The sequence below is a fragment of the Streptomyces sp. 3214.6 genome, from assembly GCF_900129855.1.
Lineage (GTDB): Bacteria > Actinomycetota > Actinomycetes > Streptomycetales > Streptomycetaceae > Streptomyces > Streptomyces soliscabiei.
In genome coordinates this window covers 5,975,956-5,989,505 of sequence record NZ_LT670819.1, presented here as the reverse complement: position 1 = coordinate 5,989,505, position 13,550 = coordinate 5,975,956, and the positions used below count along the sequence as shown (strand labels likewise).

The 13,550-nt window shown below is 73.4% G+C and carries 7 protein-coding genes; 5 read left to right on the top strand and 2 right to left on the bottom strand.

Annotated elements, in window-relative coordinates; translation table 11 throughout:
* Positions 1-8: 8 nt before the first annotated feature.
* Both B5557_RS27105 and B5557_RS27100 read right to left on the bottom strand, forming a co-directional pair.
* Positions 9-1,259, bottom strand: a complete 1,251-nt coding sequence (locus B5557_RS27105) for a serine/threonine-protein kinase (protein ID WP_079661903.1) — start codon at positions 1,257-1,259, stop codon at positions 9-11.
* 166 nt (positions 1,260-1,425) lie between these two features.
* On the bottom strand, positions 1,426-3,135 hold the full coding sequence (locus B5557_RS27100) for a serine/threonine-protein kinase (RefSeq protein WP_079661902.1): 1,710 nt from the start codon (positions 3,133-3,135) through the stop codon (positions 1,426-1,428).
* A gap of 334 nt (positions 3,136-3,469) precedes the next feature.
* Between B5557_RS27100 and B5557_RS27095 the strand changes: the two genes are divergently transcribed.
* The 5 genes from B5557_RS27095 (at position 3,470) to B5557_RS27075 (ending at position 13,407) form a co-directional block, all read left to right on the top strand.
* On the top strand, positions 3,470-7,135 hold the full coding sequence (locus B5557_RS27095) for an FHA domain-containing protein (RefSeq protein WP_079665026.1): 3,666 nt from the start codon (positions 3,470-3,472) through the stop codon (positions 7,133-7,135).
* Between the two features lie 143 nt (positions 7,136-7,278).
* Complete coding sequence (locus B5557_RS27090) at positions 7,279-8,664, top strand: ABC transporter substrate-binding protein (RefSeq protein WP_079661901.1); 1,386 nt, start codon at positions 7,279-7,281, stop codon at positions 8,662-8,664.
* A 7-nt stretch (positions 8,665-8,671) separates the two neighbouring features.
* Complete coding sequence (locus tag B5557_RS27085; RefSeq protein WP_079661900.1) at positions 8,672-10,015, top strand: carbohydrate ABC transporter permease; 1,344 nt, start codon at positions 8,672-8,674, stop codon at positions 10,013-10,015.
* Positions 10,016-10,035: 20 nt separating this feature from the next.
* Complete coding sequence (locus tag B5557_RS27080; protein WP_099937252.1) at positions 10,036-10,863, top strand: carbohydrate ABC transporter permease; 828 nt, start codon at positions 10,036-10,038, stop codon at positions 10,861-10,863.
* A 171-nt stretch (positions 10,864-11,034) separates the two neighbouring features.
* The gene (locus B5557_RS27075) at positions 11,035-13,407 is read left to right on the top strand and encodes a bifunctional glycosyltransferase/CDP-glycerol:glycerophosphate glycerophosphotransferase (RefSeq protein ID WP_079661898.1); all 2,373 of its coding nucleotides are present in this window, start codon (positions 11,035-11,037) and stop codon (positions 13,405-13,407) included.
* Positions 13,408-13,550: the final 143 nt, after the last annotated feature.

The window sequence follows — 13,550 nt, the reverse complement described above, 5'->3', positions numbered from 1 at the left end:
CGAGGAGGTCACGGTGACGCCGGGGTCGAGTTGTTGGTGTCCTGCGGGGTCGCCCCCGCGTCGTCGCCCGAGGTGGCCGCCCAGGTGCCGATCCCCGCGGCAGCGACCAGCGCCGCCGCGGCCACGCCCAGCGTGATCCGGCGCCGACGCGTGGCGGAACGGTTCCGTGCCGAGCCGGGGCGCGGTGCGCCGGCCGCCCTCGGCACCCGGGCCGTCCCGTGCGCCCCGCCCGCCAGCTCGTCGGGCGCGGGGACGCGCATCGACGTGTGGGTGTCGCGGTTGGAGTCCGGCTTCGCGCCCGGCACCAGCGGGACCGAGCCCCGCCGGGCCTTCCCGGAGGGCGCCTCGGGGGCGGACGCGGTGGGCGCGGTCTCGTGCGGCTCGGCGCCGTCCTCCTGCTCCGTGTCCGGCGAGTCGACGTCCAGCGGGGGCATTCCCGCCAGCGTCGGCAGCTGCTCCCGCAGTCGTGCGGCCAGCTCGGACGCCCGCAGCCGGGAGGCCGGCGCCTTCGCCAGGCACTGCACGAGCAGTTGCCACAGCTCGTCCGGGATGCCGGGCAGCGGGGCGACGGACTCGGTGACATGGCGGCGCAGCACCGCGCCCGGGTGCCCGCCGCCGAACGGGGTGAAGCCCGCGAGCAGCTCGTACAGCACCGTCGCCAGGGCGTAGATGTCGACCGAGGCGCGCGGCGGGAGGCCCTCGACGATCTCCGGGGCGAGGTAGTCCGGCGTGCCGATGATCTTCGTGGCGCGGGTCCGCTTGGGGGTGTCGATGAGTTTCGCGACGCCGAAGTCGGTCAGCAGCGCGCGGTGCGAGCCGCCGGGGCCGAGCGGGCCCTGCATGTCGAGCAGGATGTTCTCGGGCTTCACGTCGCGGTGCACGATCCCGGCGGCGTGCGCGGCGGCCAGGCCCTCGGCGACGTCCGCGACGATCGCCACGGCGGCCTCGGGCGCGAGCCGCCGGTCGCGTTCGAGGCGGGTGCGCAGGTCGGTGCCCCGGACCAGGTCCATGACCAGCGCCAGGTCGTTGCCGTCGACCACCAGGTCCCGTACGGACACCACGTGGGGGTGTTCCAGACCGAGCAGTGCCGTGCGCTCCTGCACAAAGCGGCCCACGAGCTCCTCGTCGGAGGCGAGGTCCTCGCGCAGCAGCTTGACGGCGACGGGGCCTTCCGGTCCCTCGCCCAGCCACACCGTGCCGGCGCTGCCCCGTCCCAGGATCTGGTGGGCGGTGTACCGGCTGCCGATCTTCCGTGCCAAGACTGCTCCTACAGACGCGTGTTGCCCATCAAAGTACGCGTCCGAAGAGCCAACCTTCACCGCGGAGACGGAAATCACCCGTCAGATGTCGACAAGTCCACAAACTCGCGGTCAGGGCAGGCGTCGAACCGGTGCCCACCGGGGTCCCCCGGCGGCCACCGGTGCCTCAGTTCCCGCTGCCGCCCGAGCCGCTCCCGCCGCCCGAGCCGCTCCCGCCCAGGTCGCCGATCCACCCGGTGACGTCGTCGATCCAGCCGGTGACCAGCTGCCAGTAGCTCTTGCCGGTGCCGATCCAGCCCTGCAGCGGGCTGAACTCCCAGACCAGCCAGCCGGCCACGAACAGGATGACGATCGTGAACAGGCAGCCCTTGAGACAGCCCAGGCCGGGGATCCGCATCGGGTTGGCGCTGCGCTGCCGCGGCTCGCGCGGCTGCCGGGGCTCGGGTGCAGGCCGCTGCTGCGGCTGCTGGGGCTGGGGCGGCGGCGCGTACCGCTGGGGCTGCTGGTGAGGCTGCTGGGCTTGCGGAGGCGCGTACTGCTGCTGCGGCTGCCCCTGGTACCCGTAGCCGGGCTGCTGCTGGTGCGGACGCTGCGGAGGCCGCTGCTGCTGCGGTTGCTGCGGGGGATACGGCTGCTGCTGCGGCTGCTGACGGTTGACCTGCCGCTGGGGGCGGCGGCGCAGCGGGTCCTCGCCGGGGTCGAGGTACTGCTGGACCTGGGTCTGCTCGTTGCGGGCGCGGGCGCCCTGCATCTGGGACTGCCAGGGGTGCGGCTGCTCGGGCTGCTGCCCCTGCTGGTGCGGCGGCACCGGCGGCAGGACGGCCGTCGGGTCGGCCGCGCCCTGCGGACTGCCCGTGTGCGGCAGGACGGCGGTGGGGTCGGCGGCGCCCGCCGGGCCGTTCGTGTGCGGCAGGACGCTGGTCGCGGCGTTCGGGTCGTAGGCGCCGCCGGGCACGGTCGCGGGCGAGGGGTCGGGCGCGAGCACATGGCCGACGCCGTCGGCGGCGGCGATCTGCATCGAGTTCGCGTGCACCCCGATGCCCTCGGCGACGATCCGCAGCCCGCGCGCGAGGTTCTCGGCGCTCGGCCGGTCGTCGGGGTTCTTGCGCAGACAGCGCTCGATGACCGTCCACAGCGGGTCGGGGACCGTGGAGGGGCGGCGCGGCTCGGCGCTCAGATGCTGGTGGAGGACCTCGAGGGCGGAGCCGCCGGAGAACGGCGGACGGCCGGTGACCAGCTCGTACAGCAGGATGCCGGCGCCGTAGATGTCGACGGCGGAGGTCTGCGGGCGGCCCTCGGCGGACTCGGGGGCGACGTACGCGGGCGTCCCGACGAACTCGCTGGTGCGGGTCAGTCCCGGGGAGTCGGCGAGGCGGGCGATGCCGAAGTCGGTGAGCAGGGGGTGCATCTCCCCGCCGTTCTGCCGCAGCAGGACGTTGGCCGGCTTCAGGTCGCGGTGCACTACGCCGTCGGCGTGACTGGCGGCGAGCGCGTCGGCGACCTGGGCGGTGAGCAGGGCGGCGGCGACAGGGGTGAAGGGGCCGTTCTCGCGCAGATAGCGGTGCAGGTCGGGGCCCTCGACGAGGTCCATGACCAGCGCCAGCAGATCGCCCTCGACGACCAGGTCACGGACCTGGACGATGTTCGGGTGGGTCAGCCGCAGCAGTACGGACCGCTCCCGCAGGAAGCGCATCACGACGTCGGGGTCGTTGGCCAGCTCTTCCTTGAGGACCTTGATCGCCACGGTCTCGCCGGGCTGGCCGGGCACGGCCGCCTCGGCGCCCGCGGTCTCGCGCTGGCGGGCTCGCCAGACGGTGCCCGTGGCGCCGCGTCCGAGCGGCTCCTCGAGCAGGTACTTGCTGCCGACTGGCCGCACGTCACGCGCTCCCTGCTGCTTGCTTACCTGTCTGTCCGTGTTCCGACCCACTGTAGTGCCGCCGTACGGACACCGGGCTGTCGTCCGGGTGCGAAGGAAAGACGCGTGACTCGGTCGTCCTGGTTGCCGGAGCCGGACGTGACCGATCTCAACTGATCATCGGCGCCGCACTTGTCAGGCACTTTTGCGGGCAGAGCCGACCAATCAAGATCACTTGCCATCGGGTGGTGGGCACGTTGTCAGTGACAGGTGCGAGGATGCCTTCAGTACTGGCCGCTGTGCTCGTGTGGGGTGGGGGAAGTCCGCGCCCGTGCAGAAGGGACCGCTGACGGCGATGCAGATCCGGCTGACCGTCGTAGACCCGCAGGGCCCGCACCCCGAGGCGCGGGGCCGGGCCGCGAGCTGCGACGTGCTGGTCACGGCGCCCGCCGGCACCGCCCTGGCCGCGGTGGCGTCGGCGCTGGCCGCGGCGGTCTCCGGGGAGGGTGCCGCGTCGTCCTCGTCCGCGGCCGCGGTCTTGCTGTACGCGGGCGTGGAGCGGCTCGACGCACAGCGCTGCACGCTCGGCGAGCCCCCGCTGATCGACGGCGCGGTGCTGTCCCTGGGCGCCCCGGCCGACCCCGAACCGCATCCCGAGGTCGACGACGCCCCGGCCCGGCTGCACGTGGTGGCGGGGCCCGACGCGGGCGGGGTCCATCTGCTGCACGGCGGCCAGGTCCGCGTCGGCCGCTCCGCCGATGCCGACGTGCCTCTCGACGACCCGGACGTCTCGCGCCTGCACTGCGCGGTGACGCTCTCGCCCGACGGCCGGCTCACGGTCGCCGACCTCGGCTCCACCAACGGCACCACCCTGGACGGCACGCGCGTACCGTCCCGGCCCGTCCGCCTCGCCCCCGGCGCCCTGCTCCGCATCGGCGAGTCGGCCCTGCGCCTGGCCCCGCCCGGCGGCCCGGGCCCCCGGGTGGCGACGACCCCGGACGGGGAGGGGCATGTCCGGGTGCCCTGCGGGGGGACGGACGCGGCGGCGGCCCGCCACACGCGTGTGCCGGGCGGCAGCGAACCGGCCGGCACGACGGGACCGGCCCCCGCGCGCGTGCCGGGCGGCACCGCGCCGGCCACAGGAGGCAGCGCGTCGGCCACGAGCGACCCGGTCGGCCGGGCGGGCCCTTCCGGTCCGACCGGTCACGCCTACGGCACGGTGGACTGGAGCGGCTCGGCCGACGCCCGGGGCGAGCGCCCGCGCGGCTCCCGGGAGACACCGCTGGTGCCGGACCAGGGCACGGCGCCGCGCATCGAGAGCCGGCACGGCGACGGCACAGCGCGCACGACGGACGCCGGACGCCGGCCCCCGCAGGGAGCCGTTCCCCCGAGTGGCACGCCCGCAGCGGGCGGCGCAGCCATGGACGCCTCGGCGACCCACGGCGGCCGCTCCGGCCTCGGCTCGTTCACCACGGCGGACGACGACGTCCGCGGGCCTCACACCTCCCCGGCTTCCCACGCCTCCCACACCCCGCAGCACCCGTCTGCCGCTTCACCCCCCTCCCCCGCCTCCCCCTACGACGGCCCTGACGACGTCCCCGACACCGACCCGCGGAGCGCCTCCCGCCGCAAAGGCACCCCCCTGCGCGGCACCGACGTGCCCCCGGGCGTGCGCAGACGCGGGGGGCTCTCCGCATGGGCTCGGCGGCTGGCCGGGGGCCGCGGGGGCGACCAGGAGACGGCCGCCCCGGGGGAGCATGACGACGAGCCGGCCGGTATCGAGGCGCTGCCGTCGGCCGCCGCCCCGCCGCCCGCACCCGAGACCTGGCCGGACCCGGCGGCGCTGCTGCTGACCGCGCTGGGCCCGGGCCCGCGGCTGTGGGAGCGCGGACCGGGTCACCCGGAGGCGCTCACCGTGCGGCTGGGCACCGCCGACCGGCCGGCGCCGGACGGCTCGGGCCTGCTGCCCGCGGTCCCGGTGACGGCGGGGCTGCGCGAGGTCGGCGCGCTCGGTCTGGCCGGGCCGCGCCCGCGGCTGTCCGGGCTGGCACGCGCGGTGCTGGCCCAGCTCGCCGCGCTGCACTCCCCCGACGCCCTGGAAGTCGTCCTGATCAGCGCGGACCGCGCGCGTTCCGAGGAGGAGCGCGTCGCCGAGTGGTCCTGGCTGGGCTGGCTGCCCCAACTGCGGCCCGGGCACGGCCAGGACTGCCGTCTCCTCCTCGCCTACGACCGCGACCAGGCCACGGCCCGCACCGACGAACTCCTGCGCCGCCTTCAGGACCACCTCTCCGACAGCCCGAGCGTCACGGACAGCGCTACGGCACCGGTGCACCTACCCACGCCCCGCGGCACCGAACGCCGACCCTCCTGGGCGGTGGCCGACGACACGACGGACGGCGGCTTCCCCGGCCCGTACACGGTGCTCGTGGTGGACGGCGACCCCGGCGGCGCCGACCTGCGGGAAGCCGTGAGCCGGCTCGCGGTGGCCGGTCCGCGCGCGGGGATCCACGTCGTCTGCCTGGCGGAGACGCCCGCGGCCTCCCCTGCCGCACCGGTGACGCAGATGTACGAGGCGGCCTGCGCGGCGGCGCCCACGTTCCGCGCGTGCGGGGCGGTCGCGCTGCTCAGCGGGGACGTGGCGACGGCCCTGCGGCTGCTGCGGGTCGCGCGGGCCGGGGCGGAGACGGAGCGGCCCGGCCCGGTGGGTGCCGGCACGGTCGGCGCGGTGGACGCGGTCTCCCTGGCCTGGGCCGAACGCTTCGCGCGGGCTCTCGCACCGCTGCGCCCGGACGGCTCGGGTGGTGGCGGCGAACGACACACGCGTGTGTCGGCGCCGCTGCCCCAGTCGGCGCGTCTCCTGGACGAGTTGGGCCTCGCCCGGGCCACGCCGGCCTCCCTGATGGCCCGCTGGGCGGACGCGGCGGACGACTCCGAGGCGCTCGGCGGCCGGGTCCGGGCCGTGCTCGGCGCCGGTCCGCGCGGGCCGGTCGGGGTGGACCTGGTCGCCGAGGGCCCCCATCTGCTGATCGAGGGCCCGACCGGCAGCGGGCGTACGGAGTTGCTGCGGGCGGTCGTCGCCTCGCTGGCCGCCGCCGAGCGCCCGGACCGGCTGGGCGTCATCCTGCTGGACGGCCGCGACACCGTCGGCAAGGGCAGCGGCGGCCCGGGCGACGGCCTGCAGGTCTGTACGGACGTCCCGCATGTCACCACCCACCTCACCGCCAACGACCCGGTACGGATGCGGGAGTTCGCGCAGTCGCTGAGCGCCGAGCTGAAGCGGCGGGCCGAACTGCTGGGCCGCTCCCACTTCGCGGAGTGGCACACGCACCGCGCGGTCTCCGGCCGCATCGTCCCGCAGCGCACCGCGAACACCCCGCCCCCGGGGACCGGGCCGGGCAACAACGCCGCGTCCGGCGCCGCATCGGGCGCCGCCGATCTGGAGGCCCCGCCCAGCACCACCCTCCGGCTGCGCCCGGGAGCGGCCGCCCGGCAACGTACCGAGACGGTGTCGCCGCTGCCCCGTCTGGTGGTCGTGGTCGACGACCTGGACGCCCTCGTCGCCCCCGCTCTCGGCTCCCCGGGCCGGCCCGCCGCCGGCTCCGTCATGCGCGCGCTGGAGGCGGTGGCCCGCGAGGGCGAGCGGCTCGGCGTGCACCTGGTGGCGGCGGCCGGGCCCGGAGGCCGTACGGCGGAGTCGGAACCGGCCCGCATGTCCACCGTTCGGATCACTCTCGACCCGCCGGGTTCAGGCACGGACGAACCGGCGCCGGGCCGAGGCCGCCTCAAGAGCGCGGACGGCCGCCTCACCCCGTTCCAGGGCGGCCGCGTCACGGGCCGTATCCCCCGCACGGCGACGCTGCGCCCCACGGTGGTCCCCCTGGAGTGGCCCCGCATGGGCGACCCCCCGACCCGCAGACCGGTCCGAGAACTGGGCAACGGCCCCACCGACTTGGCCCTGCTGGCCAGCGCCCTGGAGCGGGCGGCACGCCAACTCGCCCAATTCAGCCCGTCCGGCGTGTGAGGAGCAGCGCCCACCGATCACGACGCGGTCACGATCCCCCGCTTGACAGCGGGGGCGCTCTTGCCGAGGCATGACACCCGGCGTAGACCAGTGCCCACGGGACAGCGCTCAACGTTCGACGAGGAACGAAGAACGGGGCAGTGATGCGCAGCACCAGCGACGACACCATCCGGACACGCAGGACCGTGAAAGCAGCCGCCACGCTCCTGGCGGGAGCCCTCGCGCTCTCGGCCACGGCGTGCAGCAGCAACGACGACAAGAGCAGCGGAAGCGACAGCAGCACCGGAACGAAGGACTCCGGCAGCACTCTCACCCTCCCCAAGCTCGACGGCACCACGCTCGAGGTGGCCGCCGTCTGGACCGGCACCGAGCAGGCGAACTTCAAGAAGGTTCTGGCCGAGTTCGAGAAGCGCACCGGCGCGAAGATCACCTTCGTGCCCGCGCAGGACCCGATCATCAACTTCCTCGGCTCGAAGATCGCGGGCGGCGCACCGCCGGACGTGGCGATGCTGCCGCAGCCCGGCGCCATCAAGCAGGCCGCCGACAAGGGCTGGGCCAAACCGCTGGGCGCCGAGGCCCAGGCGGAGCTCGCCAAGAACTACTCGCAGGGCTGGCAGGACATCGGCAAGGTGGGCGGCAAGCAGTACGGCGTCTACTACAAGGCCGCGAACAAGTCGCTGGTCTGGTACAACGCCAAGGTCTTCGAGAACGCGGGGGCGGCCGAGCCCAAGACGTGGAAGGACCTGCTGGCCACCGCGCAGACGGTGTACGACTCCGGTGTCACGCCGTTCTCGATCGGCGGCGCCGACGGCTGGACGCTCACCGACTGGTTCGAGAACGTCTACCTCTCCCAGGCGGGCCCGGAGAAGTACGACCAGCTCGCCCAGCACAAGATCAAGTGGACGGACCCCTCCGTGAAGGAGGCGCTGACCACGCTCGCCCAGATCTGGGGCAAGAAGGACTGGGTGGCGGGCGGCGCGAAGGGCGCGCTGCAGACCGAGTTCCCGGCCTCGGTGACCCAGACCTTCACCGGCGGCGACCAGCCGAAGGCGGCCATGGTCTACGAGGGTGACTTCGTGCAGGTCAACATCGCCGACACCAAGTCGAAGGTCGGCACGGACGCCAAGGTGTTCCCCTTCCCGACGGTCGGCGCCACCGCGCCCGTGGTCTCCGGCGGCGACGCGGCCGTCATCCTGAAGGACTCCAAGGGCGCACAGGCGCTGGCCACGTTCCTGGCCTCGCCGGACGCGGCGGAGATCCAGGCCAAGCTCGGCGGCTATCTCTCGCCGAACAAGAGCGTCGACATCTCCGCGTATCCGAACGAGGTGCAGCAGACGATCGCCAAGGCGCTGATCGCGGCCGGCGACGACTTCCGCTTCGACATGTCCGACCAGGCCCCGCAGGCGTTCGGCGGCACGCCCGGCAAGGGCGAGTGGAAGGACCTGCAGGACTTCCTGAAGAACCCGACGAACGTGGCCGGCACCCAGGCGAAACTGGAGTCGGACGCGGCGACGGCGTACGGGAACTGACCCGGCGATGGCGACGCCCGCGGCGGCGGGGGCTCCCGGAGCCCCCGCCCCTCCTCGCTCGCGCAAGAGCGTGACCGGCACCCGAAAGACCGTGGCAGCGCTGTTCCTGCTGCCCGCCCTCGTGCTGCTCGGCGCGCTCGTGGTCTACCCGATCGGGTACTCGCTCGTGCGCAGTTTCTACGACCAGTCCGGCGACGGCTTCGCCGGCGTCGACAACTACAAGGCCCTCTTCACCGACGACGGCATCCGCACCGCCCTGAAGAACAACATCATCTGGGTGGTGTTCGCGCCGACGGTCGCCACCGCACTCGGTCTCATCTTCGCGGTGCTGACCGAACGGGTGCGCTGGGGCACGGCGTTCAAGCTGGTCGTCTTCATGCCGATGGCGATCTCCATGCTGGCCGCCGGCATCATCTTCCGGCTGGTCTACGACCAGGACCCGGACAAGGGCGTCGCCAACGCCGTGTGGGTGGGCGTCCACGACACGTTCGCCCAGGCGTCGGCGTTCCCGAAGGCCCACCCGGGACGCGACTCGCCACTGCGGGCCGACCAGGGCGGCTTCATCACCAGGACGCCCGTCCGGGCCGGCACCCCGGTCGCCCTCCCCCTGGTCGGCGTCGCCCCCGACCAGATGCCCGACGACGCGAAGAAGGCCGTCCGGGCCCAGCCCGAGGACGGCAAGGTCACCGGCACCACCTGGCAGGACTTCACCCGCGGCAAGGGCGTGGGCACGCTCGGCGCGCCCGACCCGTCCGAGGTGGGCTACCCCGGGATGAGGATCGAGGCGGTGAAGGACGGCAAGGTGGTGGCATCGACGAAGGCCGCCGCCGACGGCACCTTCAGCCTCCCCGCCAAGGCCGACGGCGCTCAACTCCGACTCCCCGCGAGCAACTTCAAGGAGGCCTACAACGGGCTGGACTGGCTGGGCCCGTCGCTGGTCACACCGTCGATCATCGGCTCGTACATCTGGATGTGGGCGGGCTTCGCGATGGTGCTGATCGCGGCCGGCCTGGCGGGTGTGCCGCGGGAACTGCTGGAAGCCGCGCGCGTCGACGGCGCCAGCGAGTGGCAGGTGTTCCGCAGGGTCACCGTGCCGCTGCTCGCGCCGGTCCTCGCGGTCGTCACCGTCACCCTGATGATCAACGTGCTGAAGGTGTTCGACCTGGTCTTCATCATCGCCCCGGGCTCGTCGCAGGACGACGCGAACGTGCTCGCGCTGGAGCTGTACCGCAAGGGCTTCTCCGAGGACCAGCCCGGCATCGCCAGCGCGATCGCGGTGTTCCTGCTGCTGCTGGTGATCCCGGTGATGTGGTTCAACGTGCGTCGGCTCAGGCGGGAGGTGCGGCGGTGACGAAGCGGCTCGAATGGGTCATGGAGAAGCTGAACGGCGGGCTGGTCCGCGTCTTCCTCATCGTCGTCGGCCTGTTCTGGCTGGTGCCGACCATCGGTCTGCTGATCTCCTCGCTACGCGCTCCCGAGGACATGAGCGCCAGCGGCTGGTGGAAGGTGTTCTCCCAGCCCTCCCAGCTCACCTTCGACAGCTACCAGAAGCTCCTGGAGAACAGCGACATCACCAACTCGCTCGTCAACACCGTGCTGATCACGGTGCCGGCGACGGTCCTGGTCGTCGTCATCGGCTCGCTCGCCGGCTACGCCTTCGCGTGGATGGAGTTCCCGGGCCGGGACTGGTGGTTCCTGGGCGTCGTGGGGCTGTTGGTGGTGCCCGTGCAGGTGGCGCTGATCCCGATCGCCGAACTGTTCGGCAAGATCGGCCTGTTCGGGAACATTCTGGGCGTGATCCTGTTCCACGTCGGGTTCGGGCTGCCCTTCGCGGTGTTCCTGCTACGGAACTTCTTCGCGGAGATCCCCCGTGAACTGCTGGAGGCGGCCCGCCTGGACGGCGCCGGTGAACTGCGGCTGTTCGCGCGGGTCGTGATGCCGCTGGGCGGGCCGGCGATCGCGTCCCTGGGCATCTTCCAGTTCCTGTGGGTGTGGAACGACATGCTGGTGGCGCTGGTGTTCACCAACGCCGACAGCCAGCCGATCACGGTCGCCCTGCAGACGCAGGTGAGGCAGTTCGGCAACAACATCGACGTGCTCGCGCCCGGCGCGTTCATCTCGATGGTGATCCCGCTGGCCGTGTTCTTCGCGTTCCAGCGGCAGTTCGTGTCCGGTGTGATGGCGGGCGCGGTCAAGTAACCCCGCAAAGCGGTCAGGGGCGGGCCGAGTCATCGGCCCGCCCTTCTCCGTTCACCCACATTCCCCTCACGCCCAATCCTCCGTATGCCGCACGGACCGTAACCGATTCACCCCATTGGCCGTTCCCGGGCAAGGCCCTGCCCACCGCCCGCGCCGACCCATGGATGTGCCTTGCCCAGGTTCAGTGTCATCGTCCCCGCGTACAAGGTTCAGGCGTATCTGCACGAGTGCCTCGACTCGGTGCTGTCCCAGTCGTACGCCGATCTCGAACTGATCGCCGTCGACGACCGTTCGCCGGATGCCTGCGGCGAGATCATCGACGAGTTCGCGGCCCGCGACCCGCGCGTGCGCGCCGTGCACCTGCCGCGGAACGTGGGTCCGGGGCAGGCCCGCAACGCGGGGCTGGCGCAGGCGAGCGGCGACTACCTGCTGTTCCTCGACTCCGACGACACGCTCACCCCGAACGCGCTGCGCACCATCGCCGACCGGCTGAAGGAGACGGGCGAGCCGGACGTCCTGGTCTACGACTACGCGAGCACGTACTGGACGGGCGAGACCGTCCGCAACCAGTTCGCCGACCAGCTCACCGAGGAGGGCCCGGCGCCGTTCCGGCTGGCGGACCGCCCGGGGCTGCTGAGCATGCTGATGGTGGCCTGGGACAAGGCCTACCGGCGGGAGTTCATCGAACGCGAGGGCCTCACGTTCCCGCCCGGCGACTACGAGGACACTCCGTGGACGTACCCGGCGCTGCTGGCGGCACGGACCCTGGCGACGCTGGACCGGGTCTGCGTGCACCACCGCCGGCGCCGCCAGGGCAACATCCCGTCCACCACGAGCCGGGGGCACCTGGACGTCTTCGAGCAGTACGACCGGGTCTTCGCATTCGTCGAGCGGCGGCCCGAACTCGCCGAGTGGCAGCCGGTGTTGTTCCACCGCATGGTCGACCACCTGTCGACGGTGTTCACCAGGCGCGACCGGCTCCCGCGCGGCTCGCGCGCCGAGTTCCTGCGCAGGGCGCGCGCCCACTACCGCCGTTACCGCGTCCCGGGCGCCTCGGTCCCTCCCCCGCTCTCGGCTCCGCTCGAGTGGGGGCACCCCCACCGCTCACGGCTGCGCCATGCCTTGGTCCACTTCGGCCTACACCGCACCTACCGGCTGTTGCAGGTGTCGATGTGCGTGCGCCGACGTACGCACAAGGCGGCCTCGAAGCTGTCCCGCGCCCTGCGGACGGCCGTTCTGCAGGCCCACTACCGGGTCCAGCTGCGGCTGCCGCTGCGCGCCGACCGGGCCGTGTTCGCCGCGTACTGGGGACGCGGGCACAGCTGCAACCCGGGCGCACTGGAGGAGGCGTTCCGCACGTTCGCGCCGCAGGTGCGCACGGCGTGGATCGCCCGGCCCGAGCACCAGGGGGCCGTCCCGCCGGGCCCGCGCCAGGTGCGCCCCGGCACGGCCGCCTACTGGACGGCGCTGGCCCGCTCCAAGTACCTCGTCAACAACGTCAACTTCGACCGGCGGCTGGTCAAGCGGCCCGGCCAGGTCTTCGTACAGACCCAGCACGGCACGCCCCTCAAGCACATGGGCCTCGACCTGTGGGAACGCCCGGCGGCGGCCCGCGACATGGACTTCGAGGAACTGCTGAGGGGCGTCGACAAGTGGGACTACGTGCTGTCCGCCAACCGCCACACCAGCCTCACCTGGGAGCGCGTCTACCCGGGACGCTACGAGACCCTGGAGTACGGCTATCCCCGCAACGACGTCTACCAGAAGGCGACGGCGGCGGACGTGGCCCGGCTGCGCGAGTCCCTCGGCATCCCGCGCGACACGGTCGCCGTCCTGTACGCGCCGACCCACCGCGACTACCGCCGCGTCCAGGGCTCCCACCTCGACCTGGAACGCGTGCTGCGCCGTCTGGGCCCGCGTTTCATGGTGCTGTCCCGCGCGCACTACTGGCAGGAGGCCCCGGTGGCCCGGCGACTGGCCGGCGTCGTCGACGTCAGCGGGCATCCGAGCGTGGAGGCCCTCTGTCTGGCCTCGGACGCCCTGATCACCGACTACTCGTCCCTGATGTTCGACTACGCCAACCTGGACCGCCCGATCGTGATCCACGCCGATGACTGGGCGGCGTACGAGGCGGCCCGCGGCACCTACTTCGACCTGCGGGCCTTCGCCCCGGGCGCGGTCGCGCGCAGCGAGGACGAGCTGATCGACATCTTCTCGACCGGCCACTGGCGCGGCTCCCGCTCGGCCCAGCTGCGGGCCGCGTTCCGCGAGCGGTTCTGCGCCCACGACGACGGCCGCGCCGCCGAGCGGGTCGTCCGGCGGATCGTGCTGGGCGAGTCGGAGCTGCCGGCGGTGGTGCCGCTCTCCGAACGCCGTCCGGTGCCGTCGACGGCCCAGGCGACGGCGCAGGCGACGGCGCAGGCTGCGGCACAGCCGGCGACGTCGGTGCCTTCGGCGCGCACCCCGCTCGCCCCCGTGCCACAGCCCTCCGCCACCGGCCCCGCCACCGGCCCTGTGATCGGCCCCGTCGCCGACGGCCGCTGAACGCCGTTCGCCCTTCGTGTTCGCCTCCGACGACGGGCGGGCCGCCGAGCGCGTGGCCCGGCAGATCCTGCTGGGCGAAGCGCCGGCCACGACGACGAACGCCGGTCACGGTCGTGACGGAGGCGGAGGCGGAGGCGGAGGCG